We start from the raw sequence: 19,222 nt of genomic DNA on the forward strand, positions 1-19,222 counted from the left end.
CTTCGGGAAGCCTTTTTTTTACACCACTAACAACTCGCCTTCACGTCCCGCGTTTTCACCCGCCAGCCTTACTGCCAGCATGCCCGACGTGGCAAACTTGGTCAGATTTCGCGCATAGAGGACGCCGCCAAAGCGCGTCACCAGCGGCGTCACCTGATCGGTGATGGGATCGACGATCTCGGCCACCACCTCTCCGGCTTTAATCCACTCTCCCAGTTTGCGGCGGTTCAGCACCAGCCCGGAATGCGGTGCATAAATATATTCGCATCCTGCCAGCGCCGTCGGCGGATGAATCAGGGCAGGGGCTTCGCCCACCTCGCCGCTGATATAGCCGCTTTCCGTGAGGGCATTGATGATGGCCTGCGCATCTTTCTCGGCCTGCTCAGGTGACACATCGGCAATGCCGCGCAGCTCAAGCGTCACCGGCAGCAACCCGCGCGGCATGGGGTAGTCATTGCCAAAGCGGGCAGCCAGCGTCAACCAAGGCTCACAGCAGGCTTCATCAAATGGCTCACCGCCGGAGATCTGCGCCAGCAGCTGCGCTTCACTGCCAAGCCAGCGCGCCAGGGGTTCGATATCCGGCCAGGCGTGCGGCGTAGTATAGAGGTGCGGAACCGCATCCCAATCGCAATGCAGGTCGATCATTAAATCAGCCTGGCTGGCCATGCGCATCAGCGTAAAGCGCTGTGATTCAAGCTCGGTTTTCGCGACGGTGTCGCGAAAGTGGCGATCAATGGCGTCGCGGATCAGGCGCCGGTTCTCATATTCACTCTGGGTCAGCGATCCGGCCAGCTCGGCCGCCAGCGTCTCGCCCAGCGCGGGAAAACCGCGATTGAAATCTTGCCCGGTCGGGGTATGGAAGCGACCCAGCTGACTCCCGTGCCAGTGTTGTCCCATGGCCAGCGGGTTGGAAACCGGCACCAGCGTAAACTTAGCTTTGAGTTTGCCCGCTGACTCCAGCGCTTGCAGCTTCTGCTTGAGATACCAGGCGACTGCCATACCCGGGAGTTCATCACCGTGTAGAGTGGCCTGAATGTAAACGCGTTTCTCTGCATCGCTGCCAAAGTGAAAGCTAACAATTTCTCGCTGGGTGCCCAGTGAGGCGCTGAATAACGGGTGATGTTGTTGTTGCATAAGGCTATCGATATCCTTTTTTCGCGGCGCAGGCTCAATCACGCCAAATCAAATTGATGAGTAGAATTATAGTGCTGCGAAAAAAAAGGACGGCAAAAAGCCGTCCATGCGGTTAGGGCTGAATAGAAATGTCGTTGGCGAAGTATTTTTTTTGCAGCTTATCGAATGTGCCGTTCTTCTTGATTTCAGCAAACGCGTTATCCAGCGCCGTTTTCAATTCGGTATCGCCTTTACGCAGGCCGATGGCCGTGCCGGGGCCAATAATCGGATCTTGTACGATCGGGCCTGCCAGCTCAAAATCCTTGCCCTGCGGATGCTTTAAAAAGCCGTTGGCGGCCTGCGCAGCATCGGTAAACACCGCGTCAAGACGGCCGGAAACCAAATCGCTCTCCACCTGCGCCTGATCGCCATAAGGCACCACCTGCACGCCCGCTGGCTGCCACTTGGCGCGCGCGTAGCGCTCCTGAACGGTACCCTGTTCTACGCCAACGGTTTTGCCCTTCAGCGACGCGGCGGTCGGCAGCAGGCCCGCGCCTTTCCGCGCAATCAACTGGGTGTGCGTGTCGTAAAGCGGTACGGTGAAGTCAATCTGCTTGAGGCGCTCCTCGGTGATGCCCATATCGGACAAGATCGCATCAAATTTGCGCGCTTTCAGCGCGGGGATCATGCCGTCGAACTGGCTTTCAACCCAGACGCATTTTGCCTGCATTTGTGCGCACAGCGCGTTGCCTAAGTCGATGTCAAAGCCGACCAGTTCTCCTTTCGGCGTTTTTGACTCAAACGGGGGATAGGTGGGATCAACGGCAAAGCGCACCTGCTCAATCTTTGCCTGGGTGCCAAAGGCTAAGCCTGCGAGCAGCGTCATCGCCAGCGTTTGACGCAGGCGTGCGGGAAAACGTGAACGTGCCATAAACGGGAGCTTCCTTGTGATATACGAATACCGCAGAGTAACGCCCGCTGTCGGCGATGGCAATTAGAGGATTATTTTCATCACGTTACCATTGTGCAACGCGCGATAATCCTCAACGTTAAGTACCACGGACGCATCCAGCCGGCCCGCGTTAAACGCAATCTCGTCATAACGTTCAAACAGCAGCGGGTCCACCACCAGCGCCAACGCGGGATGGAAGCTAAACGGGGGAATGGCGCCAAATTCGCAGCCGGTTAGGGCATCGACCTCTGCTGGCGAGGCCAGCGAGGCGCGCCGTCCACCCACTGCCGCCGCCACTTTGCTCAGGTCGGCCTGACGATCGGCCGGCAGGACTGCCAACACGTGCTGCTTAACGCCATTGCCTTTTACGTGGCACACCAATGCTTTCGCGCCCTGGCCGATCGCCGTACCGCGAATCGCCGCCACCGCTTCGCATTTACCGGTGGCTTCATGCGTCATCACGCGATAGCGCGCCTGATGGCGGTCGAGCAGGTCGAGTAATTTTTCATGGGTGTTCATCGCGGCTCCTGAAAATAAAAAAGGCGCACCGGGGTGCGCCCTGGCGTCAACGCGTCGAATTACTGATGACGCGCGCGCAGGTTATTGATGATCGTGCTGAGATCCAGCGACTGGTCTTGCAGCAGCACCATCAGGTGATACAGCAGATCGGACGCTTCGTTGGTCAACTCGTGGCGATCGTTCACCGTGGCGGCCAGCGCGGTCTCAACGCCTTCCTCACCCACTTTTTGCGCAATGCGCTTGGTGCCACTGGCGTAAAGCCGCGCCGTGTAAGAACTCTCGGGATCGGCACTTTTACGCGAAGCCAGCAGCTGCTCCAGCTGGTACAAGAAGGTCCAGTCCGGTGACGCGGGCGAGAAGCAGCTGGAGGTACCCAGATGGCAGGTTGGGCCGATCGGATTAACCAGCACCAGCAGCGTATCGTTATCGCAGTCGGGGGTGATGCTCACCACATTCAAAAAATGCCCCGAGCTTTCGCCTTTGGTCCACAAGCGATTCTTGGTACGTGAAAAGAAGGTGACACGCCCTTCATTAAGCGTTTTCTGCAGCGCATCGTGATTCATGTACCCGTGCATCAGCACCTCGCCTGAGACGTGATGCTGCACAATAACAGGCATCATGCCCGCTGTTTTGGCCCAATCCAGTTTGGCCAGCTGTTCTGCTGTTAACACGCGCGAATCTCCACCCCGTTGGCGATCAAAAAGTTTTTCAACTCGCCGATATTAATTATTTGTTTGTGAAACACCGATGCGGCCAGCGCGCCGTCCACGTTGGCCTGCTCGAAGGCGTCAAGAAAATGCGGCATGGTGCCCGCTCCGCCGGAGGCAATCAGTGGCACCTTACAGACGTCACGCACTTTTTTGAGCTGCACCAGATCATAGCCGTTGCGGACGCCGTCCTGATTCATCATGTTGAGGACAATTTCACCCGCGCCCCGTTTTTGCACTTCCTGCACCCAGTCGAGCGTTTCCCACTGGGTTACGCGGGTGCGTGCTTCATCACCGGTGTACTGGTTAACGTGATACTTACCGCTGACCTCGTCAAACCAGGTATCAATGCCCACCACAATACACTGCACGCCAAAGCGATCGGCCAGACGCGTAATCAGCGAGGGATCGGCCAGCGCCGGCGAGTTAATGGAAATTTTGTCGGCGCCAAACTGCAAAATGCGCGCCGCGTCCTCGGCGCTCTTGATGCCGCCCGCCACGCAGAAAGGAATGTCGATGACTTCCGCCACGCGCGACACCCAGCTTTTATCGACCACACGACCGTCGGACGACGCGGTGATATCGTAAAACACCAGCTCGTCGGCACCTTCAGCGGCATAGCGCTGTGCCAGCGGCACGATATCGCCGATGATTTCGTGGTTGCGGAACTGTACGCCTTTCACCACTTGCCCATCACGCACATCAAGGCAGGGAATTATCCGTTTTGCCAGCATGAGATCGCCTCCGTTACGCTGAATTTGCCTTCCAGCAGCGCGCGACCAACAATCACGCCCTGAGCACCGCTGCCGCGCAGGGCGGCGATGTCGTCCAGCGAGCCGATGCCGCCAGAAGATTGAAACGCAATGGCCGGGAAGGCGGCGGCGATGTCCTGATAGAGCGCGACATTCGAGCCGCTCAGCGTGCCATCGCGCGAGATATCCGTGCACAGCACGTGCTTGAGGCCCGACGGCTGATACCAGCTAATAACCTCTTCCAGCGTCACGCCCGCCGCTTCCTGCCAGCCGCTGATGGCGACCTCTTTACGCTGCGCCGCATCAATGCGCACGTCCAGCGCCAGCACAATCGCATCGGGGCCAAATTCCGCAAACCACGCGTTGACCTCTGCGGGATTCTTCACTGCGGTGGAACCCACCACCACGCGGCTGGCACCTGCGGCAAGCAGCGCGGCAACGTCATCGCGCTGACGAATACCGCCGCCGACCTGCACCGGCACCGTGACGCCGCGCAGCAGGCTCGTTAACAAGGGAATCTGGCGCAGTGTGGGGTCTTTGGCCCCGGTTAAATCTACCAAGTGCAGCAGCTCTGCGCCCTGGCGCTCATAATCCTGCAGGCGCGGCAGCGGATCGCTGCCGTAATCCCGCTGCTGTCCGTAGTCGCCCTGATGCAGGCGCACCACTTTGCCGTCGATCAAATCTAATGCGGGGATAATCATTACATCTCCAGGAAATTTTTCAGCAGCTGTGCGCCCGCTTTGCCCGATCGCTCCGGGTGGAACTGCACGCCAAAGAAGTTATCTTTCTGTAGGGCGGCCGTGAAGGGCAGACCATATTCACACTGGGCGATGGTTGCGGCATTGACCGGCATAGCGTAGCTGTGCACGAAGTAGAAATAGCTGCCGTCCGGAATATCACGAAACAGGTGATGGCCCGCTTTAGCGGTGATCTGATTCCAGCCCATATGCGGCAGCGGTAAGCCCTGCGTGTCCATCAGCGACACGGGTTCATTCACAATGCCGAGCGTGCTCACGCCGCCGTTCTCGTCGCTGCCGCGCCCCAGCAGCTGCATGCCAAGACAAATCCCTAGCACGGGCTGGGTGCAGGCTTTAATTAATGAAATCAGCTCTCGCTCTTCCAGCTGATTCATCGCCGCCTGCGCCGTGCCGACGCCGGGCAGCAGCAGCTTGTCGGCGCGCAGTACCTCGTCGGGATCGCGACTGACCGCAGGCGTGTAGCCGAGGCGCTCAATGGCCCATTTTACCGAGGAGAGGTTGGCGCAGCCGGTATCCAGGATGACCACGTTCATCAGAGCACTCCTTTTGAACTCGGCAGCGTATTGCCTTCCACGCGAATGGCCTGGCGCAGCGTGCGGCCAAAGGCTTTAAACAGGCTCTCCACGCGGTGGTGATCGTTTTTGCCCTTGGTTTTAAGATGCAGCGTGCTCATCATGGCGTAGGAGAGCGAGCCAAAGAAGTGCTCGACCATTTCGGTACTGAGATCGCCGACGCGCTGATAGCTAAATTCCGCTTTGAATTCGAGGTGTGGCCGACCGGAAATATCCAGCGCGCAGCGCGCCAGGCACTCATCCATCGGCAATACGAAGCCGAAGCGACCAATGCCACGTTTGTCACCCAGCGCCTTGAGCAGCGCCTCGCCCAACGCCAGACCGGTATCTTCCACCGTGTGGTGATCGTCGATATAGAGATCGCCTTTGACATCAATGTTCATGCGGAAACCGCCGTGCACCGCAATCTGATCGAGCATATGGTCAAAGAAGCCGACGCCAGTATTGATTTTGCTGCCGCCTTCGCGGTCCAGCCACACCTCTACTTGAATCTGCGTCTCTTTGGTGTTGCGGTTCACTTGTGCGTAGCGGTCACGACGCGTCAGCTGCTGCTGAATGGCGTCCCAATCGCTGCCCTCAGGACCATAGCGCAATCCCTGAATGCCCATATTTTCTGCCAGCTGTAAATCAGTGAGGCGATCGCCGATCACATAGCTGTTGGCGGTATCAAGCACGCCTTCCGCCAGCCAGGCTTCCACCATTTTGGTTTTGGGTTTGCGGCAGTCGCAGCCTTCCTCGGGCATGTGTGGGCAAATCAATACGTCGCTGAACTGAATGCCTTGCGACGTCAGGATCTGCATCATCAGATTGTGCGGGCCGTCAAAATCGGCCTGTGGAAAGCGCTCGGTGCCCAAGCCGTCCTGATTGGTGATCATCACCAGCTGATAACCGGCCTGTTGCAGCGCCAACAGCGCTGGAATAGCGTTTTTTTCAAACGCCAGCTTCGCCATGCTGTCTACCTGAAAATCGCTGGGCGGCTCAGAAATCAGGGTGCCATCGCGATCGATAAAAAGGGTCTTTTGACTCATGCTTGCTCCACGGATAATGCCTGTAGCGCGGCGATCAGGCGCTCACACTCAGTGCGGGTGCCAATGGAGATGCGCAAGCATCCCGCAAGGCCGGGGTTTTTGTTCTGGTCGCGCAGAATAATGCCCTGATCCCAGAGTGTTTTAAACACCTTCGGGGAATCGCTGAAGCGCGCCAGAATATAGTTCGTTTCACTGGCGAAGACCTGCTGCACCACCGCCAGCTGCGGCAGCTGCTCCAGCAGCCAGGCGCGATTGGCGTTCAGCTCGCGGACGTGCTCGCGCATCAGCGCGATGCCTTCCTCGCTCAACGCCTGGCCAGCCACATCGGCCACCGGGGTGGCGAGCGGGTAGGGCGCAATCACCTTCATCAACAGGTCAATCACCGGTTTGTTGGCCAGCGTAAAACCGCAGCGCAGCCCCGCCAGCGCAAACGCTTTAGAGAGGGTGCGCAAAATGACCAGATGCGGATAGTCCTTGAGCCAGCCTGCCAGCGTGGCCTCCGGGCAAAACTCAATGTACGCCTCGTCGGCCACCAGCAGCGCTTTGCCCGCGGTCATGGCCAGCAGCGTGCGGATATCGTCCGGATTGATCAGGTTGCCGGTGGGGTTGTTAGGGCTACACAGATACACTACTTTGACGCCCTCAAGCTGCGCGGCGATGGCCGGCAGGTTCAGCTGCCAGTTATCCAGTGCTGGCACCGTGCGGTATTCAATACCGATGGTTTCCGCGCTGACGCTGTACATGCCGTAGGTCGGCGGGCAAAACAGAATCGCGTCCTGACCAGGTTCACAGAAGGCGCGCATCAGCAGTTCAATACCCTCATCGGCGCCGCGGCTCACCAATACCTGCTCGGGAGTCAGACCGGCGTAGGCGGCATAGCGCTCAATCACGCGCTTAGGCTGGCATTCTGGATAGCGGTTCAGCGTTTGCTGCGACAGCTCAAAGGGCACCGGCAGCGGAAACTCGTTGGCATTTAGCCAGACATCGCCATTGCCGCCAAGACGGCGGGCCGATTGATACGGCGTGAGCGCGCGCACGTTGGCGCGGGCTAATGCGTCAATATTCTGGCTCATGCTTGCTCCTTAAGGGCGCTAACGCGCAGAGTCACGGCGTTTTTGTGGGCGTCAAGCTGTTCAGCCTCCGCCAGCGCCTCGATGGTGGCGGCCAGATTCATGAAGCCCTGCGGTGTCAGCTCTTGCACCGTCATGCGCTTCTGAAAATCCGCAACGCCGAGGCTGGAGCAGGTGGCGGTATAACCGTAGGTCGGCAGCACGTGGTTGGTGCCAGAAGCGTAATCGCCTGCCGATTCCGGCGACCAGTCACCGAGGAACACCGAACCGGCGCTGGTGATGGCGTCCACCAGATCGCGCGGTTGGCGCGTCTGAATGATCAGGTGCTCGGGTCCATAACGGTTGGAGATGGTGACGCACTGCGCTAAATCCTGCGCCACAATGAGGCGGCTGCTTGCCAGCGCTTCGCGCGCGGTGGCCGCTCGCGGTAGCTGCGCCAGCTGGGCGTCCACTTCGCGCGCCACGGCCTCGGCCAGCGTCAAGGAAGGCGTCAGGAGAATCACCTGAGAGTCGGGGCCGTGTTCCGCCTGCGACAGCAGGTCGGCGGCCACGAACGCGGGTGTCGCCCCCTCATCGGCAATCACCAACACTTCAGATGGACCGGCGGGCATATCAATGGCGGCGCCGTCGAAGCGCTGGCTGACCTGGCGTTTGGCTTCGGTGACCCAGGCATTGCCCGGCCCGAAAATCTTATCGACTTTCGGTACCGTTTCGGTACCAAAGGCCATGGCGGCTATCGCCTGCGCGCCGCCGACCTGAAACACTTCCTCGACGCCGCACAGCTGCGCGGCATACAGGATCTCATCGGCAATCGGCGGCGGTGAGCAGAGCACCACGCGACCGCAGCCGGCAATGCGCGCAGGCGTGGCCAGCATCAGCACGGTTGAGAACAGCGGCGCTGAGCCGCCGGGAATATACAGGCCCACGGAGCGCACCGGGCGGGTGAGCTGTTGGCAGCGGACGCCGGGCTGGGTTTCCACCTCCACCGGCGCCAGAACCTGCGCGTTGTGGAAGGTTTCGATATTTTTCACGGCCACGGCCATCGCGTCTTTCAGCGTATTACTCAGGCGATCGCCTGCGGCCTGCATCTCGTCTGCGCTGACGCGCAGGTTTTCGACCTGCGCCTTATCGAAGCGGGCGCTCAATTCACGCAGCGCGGCATCGCCCTCGACGTTAACCTGACGCAAGACGCTTTGCACCGTTTCACTGATGCTGGCCGAGGCGGAAATCGCCGGACGCTGCAGCAGCGCCTGCTGCTGTTCGGCGCTGCACTGCTGCCAAACAAGCGGAGTCATTACTGTGCTCATCGATCACTCCAACATTTTTTCAATGGGTAACACGAGAATCGAGCTGGCGCCCAGCGCTTTGAGCTTTTCCATGGTTTCCCAGAACAGCGTTTCGCTGCTCACCATGTGCATTGCCACGCGGCTGACTTCGCCAGCCAGCGGCAGCACGGTGGGGCGCTCGGCACCCGGCAGCAGCGCAATCACCTCTTCAAGCCGCTCGCTGGGCGCGTGCAGCATGATGTATTTCGATTCACGCGCTTTGATCACACCCTGAATACGCGTCATCAGCTTATCCACCAGCTCCTGCTTGGCGGCTGGCAATTCGCCGTCGCGCTGAATCAGCACCGCTTTAGAGCGGTAAATGACGTCCACTTCGCGCAGGCCGTTGGCTTCCAGCGTGGCGCCGGTGGAGACAAGATCGCAAATGGCATCGGCCAGACCCGCACGCGGGGCCACTTCCACCGAGCCGTTGAGCAGGCAGGATTTAAAGGCCACGCCTTGTTTATCGAGATATTTTTTCAGCAGGTGCGGATAAGAGGTGGCAATGCGTGCGTTGTTCAGGCACTGCGGGCCGGTGTACTCGGCGTCAACCGGCATCGCCAGCGACAAGCGGCAGCCGCCGAAGTCGAGGCGGCGCAGGGTAAAATAGCGCGGGTCTTCCCCTTGGGCACGGCGATCTAACAGCTCTTCTTCCAGCACGTTTTCGCCCACAATGCCCAAATCCACGACGCCATCCATCACCAGGCCGGGGATATCGTCATCGCGCACGCGCAGGATATCGATCGGCATGTTCTCCGCAAACGCAATCAGGCGCTGTTGCTGAAGGTTAATCTTGATGCCGCAGCGCGCCAGCAGTTCGCGTGATTCATCGCTTAAACGGCCAGATTTCTGCATAGCTATGCGTAAACGGGTGTTATCTAACATGGTTCCTGTCCTCTGCTTCTGTCCTGTCTGAAAAGGGTGGTTCGCGTCAGCCCATAAAAAAACCCCCGGAAGACGATCTTCCGGGGGCTCTCTTTTTGACTCGCGCCGCTGGAAGATCCTGAACGTCTCCCAGCACACATCGCCTGAAAGACTAGTCAGGGTGATGGTGGTGATGATGGTTAAACTGAGTGCGAGTCATAAAAATTCCGTTGCTGAATGGCTATTCATTTGCGTGCTGATTAACCTAACGAAGATAACCGCACTTAGCAACCCTTTTTTAAGGTCAGTTTCCGGAACCTTCCGCAACAGTTTGCGCTGGTTTGGTACACAACCGGGCACTATGATGGGCGTTATTGGCGCTTAAGCAGGAGAGAACATGAAAAAAGTAGCGATTCTGGGGCTGGGATGGCTGGGTATGCCGTTGGCGATGGCCTTATCCGCACGCGGCTGGCAGGTCAGCGGCACTAAAACCTCGCCCGATGGTGTCGACGCCGCGCGCCGCTGCGGTATTGATGCGAAACTGCTGGTGCTCACGCCGGAAATCACCTGTGAAGCCGACGATTTGGACGCGCTGATGAGCGTCGACGCGCTGGTGGTAACGCTACCTGCCAGCCGTACCGTACAGGGCAGTGAGGCGTATCTGCAGGCGGTACAAAACGTGGTGGATACGGCGCTGGCGCACAAGGTACCGCGCATTGTCTTTACCAGCTCAACCTCGGTCTATGGCGGAAGTGCGGGCGTCATGAAAGAGCACAGCGCGCTGCACCCCGAAACCGTTGCCGGTAAGACGCTGGTGGAACTGGAAAACTGGCTGCACGATCTGCCCGGCATCGGCGTCGACATTTTGCGTCTCTCAGGACTGGTGGGGCCTAATCGCCATCCGGGACGCTTTCTTGCCGGAAAAACCCACCTTGAAAACGGCAGCCACGCCGTCAATTTGGTCCACCTTGACGATGTGGTTGACGCCATTATCCTGCTGCTGCAGTCGCCGAAAGGCGGCCGGATCTACAATTTAAGCGCACCCAAGCACCCGTCGCGCGCCGATTTCTATCCGTTCGTCACCAAAAAGCTCGGGCTGCAACCGCCGACATTTGCGCCGGAATCCGCGCCCTCTGGCGGCAAAATTATCGATGGCACCAAAATCTGCAATGAGCTGGGCTTCGAATACAGCTATGCCGATCCCATGAACATGCCGCTGGGGTGAGCGGCATGTTCATCTCTTGGTCTGGTGCTACACGCCTAACCGATCGCGCAGCGCATACCACGCCGCGCCCATGGCGGTGAGCGGCACCTTGAAGCGGCGTCCGCCCGGGAAGGGCAGATGCGGCAGCCTGGCGAAGGCATCAAAGCGTTCTGCATGACCGCGCAGCACTTCAGCAATCAGTTTACCGGAGAGGTGGGTGCAGGTAACGCCGTGTCCGCTGTCCCCCTGCATAAAGAACACATTCTTTTCCAACTGCCCGAACTGCGGCATGCGCGACAGCGTGAGCAGGAAATTGCCGCTCCAGCGATGACTGATTTTCACGTCCTGCAGCTGAGGGAAGGTGCGCAGCAGTTTGGGGAGAATCAGCGCGTCGATGTCCCCGGGATCGCGGGCGCCATACACCACGCCGCCGCCATACAGCAGCCGGTTGTCGGCGGTCAGGCGGAAATAGTCCAACAGATAGTTACAGTCCTCAACGCAATAGTTATTGGGCAGCAGCGTCAGCGCCTGGTCGCGGCTCAGCGGCTCCGTGGTGATAATCTGTGAACCGCACGGCATGCTTTTGCGGCTTAAGCGCGGCTCCAGCGCTGAAGGAAGATAGGCATTGCCGGCGAAAATGACGAAGGTGGCGCTGACTTCGCCTTTCGCGGTTGTCACCCGATGTGGCGCGCCGTAGTGGACGGAGATGGCAGCCGACTGCTCAAAAATGCGTCCGCCGTGGCGCCGGATGGCTTCCGCTTCTCCCAGCGCCAGATTGAGGGGATGAAGATGGCCGCCGCGGCGATCCAGCAGGCCCCCAACGTAACGCTCGCTGGCCACTTCTCGGCGGATGGCGCGCTCATCCAGCAGCTCCAGATCGTGATTGCCATAGCGTGCCCAGTTGGCTTTTTGATTGCGCAGGTGGCCCATCTGACGCTGATTGAGCGCCGCAAAAATGCCGCCGGGGCGGTAGTCGCAGGCGATGGCATAGCGATCAATGCGATCGCGAATGATCTCGGCCCCCTCAAACATCATGCTGCCCAGCATCTTTGCGACATCGCTGCCGTAGCGCTGCGCAATCACGTCCACGTCGCGGCTGTAGGAGTTCACCACCTGACCGCCGTTGCGTCCACTGGCGCCGAAGCCAATGCGGGCCGCTTCCAGCACCACGACATCGTAGCCCGCCTCGGTCAAAAACAGCGCCGAGGAGAGACCGGTAAAGCCGCCGCCGATAATGCAGACATCACACTGAATCGCGTCTTGCAGTTCCGACCAAGGGGCGTGCTGATTCGCCGTTGCGGCGTAGTAACTGTCCACGTGGTGCATCCCATTCTCCTTATGCGCAATGCGCAGGCCATCAGAACGTTGCCGGCGAATGCGCGCTAATAATGCGGCAAGGCCGATCGGACATATTGGTAAAACTGTGCGGCAGACCGGTATCAATAACGTAACTTTCACCCTGCCCGAGCTTATAGCGCTCGCCGTTCACTACCAGCGTGATCTCGCCTTCCAGCACCGTACCGGTCTCCTCGCCCGGATGACGCAGCTTCTCACCGGTACTGGCTCCCGGCTCATACCGCTCCACCAGCATCGCCAGCGCGCGGTTTTTGGCACCGTTATCAATCAGGCGCAGCGACACACCCTGGCTGCCTATCTCAACGCACTCCTCCGGGCGCACAATGACGCGCGGCGTTTGATTCACTTTTTGCTCTGAAAAAAACTCTGACAGCGACAGCCCATACACTTTCAGCAGTTTTTGCAGCGTGCTCAGGGCCGGACTCACTTTGTCCTGCTCGATAGTACTGATGGCGCTGTGGGTCAATCCCGCCAGTTCAGCTGCGCGACGCTGCGACAAACCCAGCGATTGACGCAGCTGCGCCAGACGTCGTCCGGGGGCCAGGGAGGCGTCAGTCATGGCTGTTTTCCTTGTGATAGCCGCGGGCCGCTTGAATAAAAGCCGCAAACAGACGTTGAGAAACCGGATTGTCCTGCGAGCGCCACTCGGGATGCCACTGCACCGCCAACGCAAAGGGATGATGCCGAACGCTTACCGCCTCAATTAACCCATCAAGGGCGTGCGCTTCTGCCTGCAACTGTGGTCCCAGTGCGCGAATGCCCTGTGCGTGTAGGGAGTTCACCTCAAACGGCGCCTCGCTGCCCAACACCGTGTGGAGTACGCCGCCGTGCACTGGCTGTACCGCGTGAGCCGCTGCGTACTGCTCGGCTAGCGGCAGCGTTTTGTTTTCGCGATGGTCTTGATAATGCCCGAGGGTATGCAGCTGGCGATGCAGCGCGCCGCCGTTGGTGACCACTATCTCCTGCAGGCCGCGACAAATGCCGAATAGCGGCATTTTTTTTCCTATCGCGTGAGTAATCAGCGCGAAGGCCATGCGATCGCGTGCCGGGTCGGCATCCGCTTCCTCGCCGCTTTCACCGTAATGCCAGGGCTCGATATTGCTGGGACTGCCGGGCAGCAAGATACCGTCCAGCAGCGTAATACTGTTTTCTAATAGATCGGGAGCCTGCATCAGCTGATGGGGCAAAGGCAGGGGCAACCCGCCTGCCATGACAATGGCATCAAGGTATTTATTGTGAAGCGTTTGAGCAGGATGCGCGCCCAGTAGATTCTGGCACATCACTACGCCAATCAAGGGTTTGTCAAAAATAATGCCCATTACGCCTCCGGGCTGCTGTTCAATATTTTCGCCAGAATGAGCCGATACAGGTAAAAGTGTGCAATAAACTGTCAATCTAGCAAGCAAGCTGCCGATTTTTCAAACTGATTTGTTACATTTGCACACCATTTGGGTTAGCGCTATGTTAGATGAGTGGCTGTTATTTTGAGCAACGTGCAATCTCCCATCAACGGTATAGGGCGGGTGGATCATGACGAACCTCGTAGAAGTAGAAGACTTCACGCGACACAGTGAAGAGAAACGAACCAGCGCGTTCCAGCTGGAAGTTGAAACCTGGCTGGAACGCCATCCTGAAACGCAGTATGTCGATATCCTTCTGAACGATCTCAATGGGGTTTTTCGCGGCAAACGTATCCCCGTCTCCGCGTTGGCCAAGCTGGAAAAGGGCTGTTATTTTCCTGCTTCTGTATTTGCCATGGACATTCTCGGCAATACCGTCGAAGAGGCGGGGCTTGGACAATCTTTAGGTGAACCCGATAATCTCTGTCTTCCCGTGCCTGGCACCTTGATGCCCTCCGCCGCCGATCCGCAGCGTATTGCGCAGCTCCTGCTGACCATGTGTAACCAAGATGGTACTCCCTTTGACGTTGAACCCCGGAATGTCCTGAATCGGTTGTGGCAACAGCTGCGCAATCGCGGATTGTTTCCGGTGGTAGCGGTAGAGCTGGAGTTCTATCTGGTGGACAAAAAGCGCGACGCCGAAGGTTATATCCAGCCACCGTGTGCACCCGGCAGCGATGAGCGCAACATGCAGAGCCAAGTCTATTCTGTGGATAATCTCGACCATTTTGCCGATGTGCTGCGTGACATCGACGATCTGGCCAAACAGCAGGGGATTCCCGCCGATGGCGCGCTGGCCGAAGCCTCACCGGGGCAGTTCGAGATCAACCTGCACCATACGCGCGATGTGTTAAAAGCGTGCGATCACGCCATTCTGCTGAAAAGACTGGTGCGCCAGGTGGCCGAAAACCACGGCATGACCGCCACCTTTATGGCGAAGCCCTATGAAGAATACGCGGGTAGCGGCATGCATGTGCATATCAGCATGCTGGATGCGGCCGACCACAACGCGTTTGCGCTCGACGACGGCAGCGACTCCCCGCTGATGAAGCGCGCACTGGCCGGCATGGTCAACCTGATGCCTGCGTCAATGGCATTACTGGCGCCCAACGTCAACGCTTATCGGCGCTTCCTGCCGGATGCCTACGTACCGCTGCATGCGTCATGGGGGCATAATAACCGCACCGTGGCGCTGCGCATCCCTTGCGGTGAAATGGAAAACCGCCGCGTGGAGTATCGGGTTGCCGGTGCGGATGCCAATCCGTACCTGGTGATGGCAACTATTCTTGCCGGAATTTTGCACGGTCTGGATAATCAGCTACCTTTACCGCATGCGGTGACAGGAAATGGCCATGAAGCGGAAGGGCTCGCCTTGCCAACGCGTCAGAGCGACGCGTTGTATGAGTTTGAGAGCAGTTATCCGCTGCAGAAACTGCTCGGCGAACGCTTCAGTCGGGTATGGCAAAGCTGTAAAGCCTATGAACTGGCGCAGTTTGAACGGCTTATCACCGCTACCGAAATCGACTGGATGTTAAAGAACGCCTGATCAGCAGAAGATTGTCCCTGACATCTTGTGCCGCAGGCCCATTTTGGGGCAGAATACGCCCCCTGCAAAACAGAGAAATAACCGACGCTTATCCCGTCGGTTATTTTTTTGCAGATGATGCAACCACTTAATTACCGAGGCCGGACACGTAGCCGGATAGATAGACACTGACAACACGCTTGGGCGTGGGAATTGAGGAAAACAAAGATGGGGCTGTTTACAATTGCACCAGCGCAAGCTGGTTCTCGCTTTCGTGATGATTACGGCGCGGCGACAATCGCAAACACTAATATCACTTCTCACTGCCAGATTTTGCGCAGTACTCCTGTGGTACAACTGGCTTCAGTTGCTGCTGTAGGGGGTCTGAACAATGTCGCTTAACACCTCCGCACCGCAGCGTGCACACCTGAAAAAATCCCTGACGCTGATCCCCGTCGTTATGATGGGCCTTGCCTACATGCAGCCGATGACGCTGTTTGATACCTTTGGTATCGTGTCAGGCTTGACCGACGGTCACGTCGCCACCGCCTACGCCTTCGCGCTGATCGCGATTCTGTTTACTGCCGTGAGCTACGGCAAGCTGGTACGCCGCTTCCCATCTGCGGGCTCCGCTTACACCTATGCTCAAAAGGCAATCAGTCCGCACGTTGGCTTTATGGTGGGCTGGTCATCTCTGCTGGACTATCTGTTCATGCCGATGATCAACATTCTGCTGGCGAAAAGCTACTTTGAATCGCTGGTGCCCGGCATTCCGTCGTGGATTTTTGTGGTGCTGCTCGTGGCATTCATGACCATTTCTAACCTGCGCGGCATTAAAACCGTGGCGAACTTCAACAGCGTCATTGTGGTGTTGCAAGTGGTGGTGATGGCCGTGATTACCGGTATGGTGGTGTACGGTGTGGCGCACGGCGTGGGTTCAGGTACCTTGACCAGCACGCGTCCGTTCTGGTCACCGGATGCGCACGTGGTGCCGATGATCACTGGTGCGACGATTCTGTGCTTCTCGTTCCTGGGCTTTGATGGCATCAGTTCGCTGTCCGAAGAAACCAAAGACGCAGAGCGTACCATTCCCCGCGCGATTTTCCTGACGGCGCTGATTGGTGGGGTGATCTTTATCGCGGTCTCCTACTTCCTGCAGCTCTACTTCCCGGATATCTCGCGCTTCCAGAATCCGGACTCGTCGCAGCCTGAGATCATGCTGTTTGTGGCCGGTAAAGCGCTGCAAATCGGCATCCTGATCTTCTCAGTGGTGACGGTGCTGGCGTCCGGCATGGCAGCACATGCGGGCGTTTCGCGTCTGATGTACGTAATGGGGCGCGATGGGGTATTCCCGCAGCGTTTCTTCGGCTTCGTGCATCCTAAATACCGCACGCCGTCGCTGAACGTGCTGCTGGTCGGTGCCGTGGCGCTGCTGGCAATCAATTTCGATCTGGTTACCGCGACCGCGCTGATTAACTTTGGTGCGCTGGTGGCGTTCACCTTCGTGAACCTGTCGGTGATTGCTCAGTTCTGGATCCGTGAAAAGCGTAACAAAACGCTGAAAGATCACCTGAACTATCTGGTGCTGCCAATCATGGGCGCACTGACCGTCGGGGCGCTGTGGGTCAACCTGGAAGAAACCTCTATGGTGCTGGGCCTGGTGTGGGCTGCGATTGGTATTGTTTACCTCGCGTTTGTCACCCGTACCTTCCGTAATCCGGTTCCGCAATTCAGCGAAGAAGTGTAATTAATTTCTTTGCGTTGGAATAGAAAACCGTAGCCCTTTAGGGCTACGGTTTTTTTTATGTCATGAAATCAGCGTTTTTTGAACACAAACTTGCTCAAAACAAAGGTTATCGGAATAGAGATGATAATCGAAACAATAGGCGCAAATGTGGCACTCATCTTAATCTGTTCAACCCAAAACCATACTATAAATAGCCCTAAAATGTATTGAGCCAAATAAATTAAGGGAAAAAGTAGAATTGAAGAGATACCGCGATGCTCCTTGAAGACAAAGTAGCGATTAATCAAATATGAAATGAACAAGCCGGTAACATAGGAAAGCGTATAGCTTGTCTTGTATTCTAAAAAGAGCAATAAAATCAGATACAGGCACCACGTCAGACCTGTATTGATAGCACCGGCTAACAAAAATCGCAGAAAAGCATGATGCGCTAACCAGTAGCGCATCTTATTTACAAGACTGTTCATGCGAGAGCAAGAAAGTCGTCATAATCGCGGATGTAATCTTCATCAGCGTAATATTCAGATGCAAAGACAAGCAGGATCGCATCATTTGAATATTGATACTGGATACCCCAAGTCTTTTCAGGGAGATAAACCCCTTTGTTAGGTGCATCCAGAACAAACTCTTGCCGATTTTTTCCATCATCCGCAACCACATGCACTGTGCCTTTAACAGCCACTAAAAATTGCTTACAGGCGTGGTGGGCGTGTTCGCCACGTGTCTCCTTGGTCGGGACGTTATAAACAATAAAATAACGCTTAACGTCGAAAGGAATATGACGCGAAAATTCACCAACAGAAAGACTGCCGCGAATGTCAGTAACGATAGGCAAATTGTGGAGCGTGACATTTTTTACGCTGGTCTGGACTACAGCATCAGCCTGCGCGTTGTCTTTAAGCTTGGTCTCTTCTGCTTTATCGGCATTAACGTAACCCACAATCTTAGCGGGATTTCCTACCACAATCGCATTAGGTGGAACGCTTTTTGTCACCACGGCGCCTGCACCCACCATGGCATTGGCACCAATGGTGATGCCTGGCAGGATGGTCGAGTTGGCGCCCAGTGAGGCACCCCGTTTTACAAGCGTACCTAAGAATTCGTCAGGATAAACTTTGCTGCGCGGAAATTTATCGTTGGTGAAGGTCACATTTGGCCCAACGAAAACATCATCTTCGAGCGTAATGCCATCCCAAATTTGAACGCCACACTTCAGGGTAACGCGGTCGCCGATTTTGACGTCGTTTTCAATAAAAACGCCATCGCAAATATTACATTCAGCGCCTACCACTGCGCCAGGCAAAATATGTGCGAAAGCCCATACTCGCGTGTTATCACCAATGTTTACTGATTCACACAGTGCTTTTTCATGTACGAAAAAATCTTTAGCCATATTCATTTACCTTCAAACTTCTCTAATTTCATAAGTATTGATAAGGGACGTTTCTTCGTGTTTTCGTATGTACGCCAAGCGTAAGATCCAACTATCCCTATACCGAGTATGTTGAGGCTTGCGAAAAAGCAAATAAGGAAAATGGTTGTCGAATAGCCCGGTACCAAAATAGAACCTGAGGCTTTTAACAACAGCACCGATAAACCATACAAGCTTGCCAGTATGGTCCCTAAGGCCCCAAAGCGAACCAGTAAACGAATAGGCAAATCTGTGAAAGAGAAGACGCTATCCATTAAATAGTTAACTTTTTTTCGCAAAGTCCAGGCAGATTTACCATGTTCTCTTTTCGACCTTTTGTAGGTCACATAGCCCCGCTTGAACCCGACCCAAAAGAGCTGCGAAACCAGCGAACTGTGGCTCTCTTCAAGAAGCAGCAGCGTATCCCTGGCTTGTTTATTACAGGCAAACATGTCTACGCCGCCTTGTGGGATTTCAGGAATGACAAATTTTTTGTACACCCACCAAAAAAGCGTAGACGATAACTTTGAAAGTCCCGGATCTTCGCGCGCTTCGCGCACGCCAAAAACGATATCAACATCATGCTGTATTAATTGTTGATTCATCTCCAGTACTAACTCAGGCGGCTCTTGTAAATCTGCTGCCATCACCGCGAAACGATCGCCAGAGCCATGTTCTAATCCCGTACGAATCGCCATGAACGACCCGAAATTACGTGATAGCAAAATCATCTTCGACTTGAAGGGTTGTTCCGGAAGCGCAGCGCTAAGCAACTGATAACAGCGATCAGGGCTTCCATCGATAACAAACACGGTCTCTAATTCACCCTCAAGCTTCTGATTAAGCAGGGCTATTGCTTCGAGTAAATGAGGGATTGAACCCTCATTTTTATACACGGGGATGACTAAACTAAGCACGT

General features: G+C 56.5%; 21 protein-coding genes and 1 other annotated feature. Of the genes, 3 read left to right on the forward strand and 18 right to left on the reverse strand.

The genetic code is table 11. The features are described from left to right. Nucleotides 1-18: 18 nt before the first annotated feature. The 12 genes from LU196_RS05335 to hisL all read right to left on the reverse strand — a co-directional run bounded on the left by LU196_RS05335 (nt 19) and on the right by hisL (nt 9,880). Nucleotides 19-1,134: a succinylglutamate desuccinylase/aspartoacylase family protein gene (locus tag LU196_RS05335; RefSeq protein ID WP_232759620.1), complete on the reverse strand. Its 1,116-nt coding sequence runs from the start codon at nt 1,132-1,134 to the stop codon at nt 19-21. A gap of 112 nt (nt 1,135-1,246) precedes the next feature. Next, nucleotides 1,247-2,044: an ABC transporter substrate-binding protein gene (locus LU196_RS05340; RefSeq protein ID WP_232759621.1), complete on the reverse strand. Its 798-nt coding sequence runs from the start codon at nt 2,042-2,044 to the stop codon at nt 1,247-1,249. 63 nt (nt 2,045-2,107) lie between these two features. Beyond that, entirely contained in the window at nt 2,108-2,584 is a 477-nt protein-coding gene (locus tag LU196_RS05345; protein WP_232759622.1) for a YbaK/prolyl-tRNA synthetase associated domain-containing protein, read from the reverse strand. A gap of 59 nt (nt 2,585-2,643) precedes the next feature. Beyond that, complete coding sequence (gene hisIE / locus LU196_RS05350; protein WP_232759623.1) at nt 2,644-3,255, reverse strand: bifunctional phosphoribosyl-AMP cyclohydrolase/phosphoribosyl-ATP diphosphatase HisIE; 612 nt, start codon at nt 3,253-3,255, stop codon at nt 2,644-2,646. After that, nucleotides 3,249-4,025, reverse strand: coding sequence for an imidazole glycerol phosphate synthase subunit HisF (gene hisF, locus LU196_RS05355; RefSeq protein ID WP_232759624.1), 777 nt, complete (start codon nt 4,023-4,025; stop codon nt 3,249-3,251). The genes hisIE and hisF overlap by 7 nt, the downstream gene beginning before the upstream one ends. Beyond that, nucleotides 4,007-4,744 carry a 1-(5-phosphoribosyl)-5-[(5-phosphoribosylamino)methylideneamino]imidazole-4-carboxamide isomerase gene (gene hisA / locus LU196_RS05360; protein ID WP_232759625.1) on the reverse strand — a complete coding sequence of 246 codons (738 nt, stop codon included), beginning with the start codon at nt 4,742-4,744 and terminating at the stop codon, nt 4,007-4,009. Before hisA ends, hisF begins: the two co-directional genes overlap by 19 nt. Next, nucleotides 4,744-5,334 carry an imidazole glycerol phosphate synthase subunit HisH gene (hisH, locus tag LU196_RS05365; RefSeq protein ID WP_232759626.1) on the reverse strand — a complete coding sequence of 197 codons (591 nt, stop codon included), beginning with the start codon at nt 5,332-5,334 and terminating at the stop codon, nt 4,744-4,746. The genes hisA and hisH overlap by 1 nt, the downstream gene beginning before the upstream one ends. Continuing rightward, the gene (gene hisB / locus LU196_RS05370) at nt 5,334-6,401 is read right to left on the reverse strand and encodes a bifunctional histidinol-phosphatase/imidazoleglycerol-phosphate dehydratase HisB (RefSeq protein ID WP_232759627.1); all 1,068 of its coding nucleotides are present in this window, start codon (nt 6,399-6,401) and stop codon (nt 5,334-5,336) included. The genes hisH and hisB overlap by 1 nt, the downstream gene beginning before the upstream one ends. Next, complete coding sequence (hisC, locus tag LU196_RS05375) at nt 6,398-7,474, reverse strand: histidinol-phosphate transaminase (protein WP_232759628.1); 1,077 nt, start codon at nt 7,472-7,474, stop codon at nt 6,398-6,400. Before hisC ends, hisB begins: the two co-directional genes overlap by 4 nt. Further along, a complete protein-coding gene (gene hisD, locus LU196_RS05380; RefSeq protein ID WP_232759629.1) occupies nt 7,471-8,778 on the reverse strand; it encodes a histidinol dehydrogenase in 1,308 nt (435 codons plus the stop codon). The genes hisC and hisD overlap by 4 nt, the downstream gene beginning before the upstream one ends. Nucleotides 8,779-8,781: 3 nt before the next feature. Next, nucleotides 8,782-9,681 (reverse strand): ATP phosphoribosyltransferase, encoded by a 900-nt coding sequence (gene hisG / locus LU196_RS05385; protein ID WP_232759630.1) that lies wholly within the window; start codon nt 9,679-9,681, stop codon nt 8,782-8,784. 53 nt (nt 9,682-9,734) lie between these two features. Next, nucleotides 9,735-9,857: a sequence feature (His leader region), on the reverse strand. Further along, nucleotides 9,833-9,880, reverse strand: coding sequence for a his operon leader peptide (hisL, locus tag LU196_RS05390; RefSeq protein ID WP_232759761.1), 48 nt, complete (start codon nt 9,878-9,880; stop codon nt 9,833-9,835). (Overlaps the previous feature by 25 nt.) Nucleotides 9,881-10,057: 177 nt before the next feature. On the opposite strand from hisL, the gene LU196_RS05395 reads away from it, so the two are divergent. Continuing rightward, nucleotides 10,058-10,885: an SDR family oxidoreductase gene (locus LU196_RS05395; protein WP_232759631.1), complete on the forward strand. Its 828-nt coding sequence runs from the start codon at nt 10,058-10,060 to the stop codon at nt 10,883-10,885. A gap of 27 nt (nt 10,886-10,912) precedes the next feature. Here LU196_RS05395 and LU196_RS05400 read toward each other — a convergent pair whose 3' ends face one another. The 3 genes from LU196_RS05400 to puuD are packed head-to-tail and all read right to left on the reverse strand — an operon-like array spanning nt 10,913 to nt 13,539. Continuing rightward, complete coding sequence (locus LU196_RS05400) at nt 10,913-12,190, reverse strand: FAD-binding oxidoreductase (protein WP_232759632.1); 1,278 nt, start codon at nt 12,188-12,190, stop codon at nt 10,913-10,915. A 31-nt stretch (nt 12,191-12,221) separates the two neighbouring features. After that, a complete protein-coding gene (puuR, locus tag LU196_RS05405) occupies nt 12,222-12,779 on the reverse strand; it encodes an HTH-type transcriptional regulator PuuR (RefSeq protein ID WP_232759633.1) in 558 nt (185 codons plus the stop codon). After that, the gene (puuD, locus tag LU196_RS05410) at nt 12,772-13,539 is read right to left on the reverse strand and encodes a gamma-glutamyl-gamma-aminobutyrate hydrolase (RefSeq protein WP_232759634.1); all 768 of its coding nucleotides are present in this window, start codon (nt 13,537-13,539) and stop codon (nt 12,772-12,774) included. Before puuD ends, puuR begins: the two co-directional genes overlap by 8 nt. A gap of 208 nt (nt 13,540-13,747) precedes the next feature. On the opposite strand from puuD, the gene LU196_RS05415 reads away from it, so the two are divergent. Further along, nucleotides 13,748-15,166 carry a glutamine synthetase family protein gene (locus tag LU196_RS05415; RefSeq protein WP_232759762.1) on the forward strand — a complete coding sequence of 473 codons (1,419 nt, stop codon included), beginning with the start codon at nt 13,748-13,750 and terminating at the stop codon, nt 15,164-15,166. Nucleotides 15,167-15,536: 370 nt separating this feature from the next. After that, nucleotides 15,537-16,892: an APC family permease gene (locus LU196_RS05420; protein ID WP_232759635.1), complete on the forward strand. Its 1,356-nt coding sequence runs from the start codon at nt 15,537-15,539 to the stop codon at nt 16,890-16,892. A 68-nt stretch (nt 16,893-16,960) separates the two neighbouring features. Here the strand turns inward: LU196_RS05420 and LU196_RS20385 are convergent, their stop codons facing one another. The 3 genes from LU196_RS20385 to LU196_RS05435 are packed head-to-tail and all read right to left on the reverse strand — an operon-like array spanning nt 16,961 to nt 19,220. After that, entirely contained in the window at nt 16,961-17,359 is a 399-nt protein-coding gene (locus LU196_RS20385) for a GtrA family protein (protein ID WP_370640963.1), read from the reverse strand. Beyond that, complete coding sequence (locus LU196_RS20390; protein ID WP_370640964.1) at nt 17,356-18,285, reverse strand: WxcM-like domain-containing protein; 930 nt, start codon at nt 18,283-18,285, stop codon at nt 17,356-17,358. Before LU196_RS20390 ends, LU196_RS20385 begins: the two co-directional genes overlap by 4 nt. Nucleotides 18,286-18,287: 2 nt before the next feature. Continuing rightward, nucleotides 18,288-19,220, reverse strand: coding sequence for a glycosyltransferase family 2 protein (locus LU196_RS05435; protein WP_232759636.1), 933 nt, complete (start codon nt 19,218-19,220; stop codon nt 18,288-18,290). Nucleotides 19,221-19,222 lie beyond the last annotated feature (2 nt).

The sequence above is a fragment of the Pantoea sp. Mb-10 genome, assembly GCF_021272205.1.
GTDB lineage: Bacteria > Pseudomonadota > Gammaproteobacteria > Enterobacterales > Enterobacteriaceae > Pantoea.

Bases quoted from the DNA above. Each gene is read 5' to 3' on its own strand.
- LU196_RS05340 (WP_232759621.1), bottom strand. From the start codon at position 2,044: ATGGCACGTTCACGTTTTCCCGCACGCCTGCGTCAAACGCTGGCGATG.
- LU196_RS05395 (WP_232759631.1), top strand. From the start codon at position 10,058: ATGAAAAAAGTAGCGATTCTGGGGCTGGGATGGCTGGGTATGCCGTTG.
- LU196_RS20385 (WP_370640963.1), bottom strand. From the start codon at position 17,359: ATGAACAGTCTTGTAAATAAGATGCGCTACTGGTTAGCGCATCATGCT.
- puuD (WP_232759634.1), bottom strand. From the start codon at position 13,539: ATGGGCATTATTTTTGACAAACCCTTGATTGGCGTAGTGATGTGCCAG.
- LU196_RS05420 (WP_232759635.1), top strand. From the start codon at position 15,537: ATGTCGCTTAACACCTCCGCACCGCAGCGTGCACACCTGAAAAAATCC.
- hisG (WP_232759630.1), bottom strand. From the start codon at position 9,681: ATGTTAGATAACACCCGTTTACGCATAGCTATGCAGAAATCTGGCCGT.
- hisD (WP_232759629.1), bottom strand. From the start codon at position 8,778: ATGAGCACAGTAATGACTCCGCTTGTTTGGCAGCAGTGCAGCGCCGAA.
- puuR (WP_232759633.1), bottom strand. From the start codon at position 12,779: ATGACTGACGCCTCCCTGGCCCCCGGACGACGTCTGGCGCAGCTGCGT.
- LU196_RS05400 (WP_232759632.1), bottom strand. From the start codon at position 12,190: ATGCACCACGTGGACAGTTACTACGCCGCAACGGCGAATCAGCACGCC.
- hisF (WP_232759624.1), bottom strand. From the start codon at position 4,025: ATGCTGGCAAAACGGATAATTCCCTGCCTTGATGTGCGTGATGGGCAA.
- LU196_RS05345 (WP_232759622.1), bottom strand. From the start codon at position 2,584: ATGAACACCCATGAAAAATTACTCGACCTGCTCGACCGCCATCAGGCG.
- LU196_RS20390 (WP_370640964.1), bottom strand. From the start codon at position 18,285: ATGGCTAAAGATTTTTTCGTACATGAAAAAGCACTGTGTGAATCAGTA.
- hisB (WP_232759627.1), bottom strand. From the start codon at position 6,401: ATGAGTCAAAAGACCCTTTTTATCGATCGCGATGGCACCCTGATTTCT.
- hisC (WP_232759628.1), bottom strand. From the start codon at position 7,474: ATGAGCCAGAATATTGACGCATTAGCCCGCGCCAACGTGCGCGCGCTC.
- hisH (WP_232759626.1), bottom strand. From the start codon at position 5,334: ATGAACGTGGTCATCCTGGATACCGGCTGCGCCAACCTCTCCTCGGTA.
- LU196_RS05335 (WP_232759620.1), bottom strand. From the start codon at position 1,134: ATGCAACAACAACATCACCCGTTATTCAGCGCCTCACTGGGCACCCAG.
- hisA (WP_232759625.1), bottom strand. From the start codon at position 4,744: ATGATTATCCCCGCATTAGATTTGATCGACGGCAAAGTGGTGCGCCTG.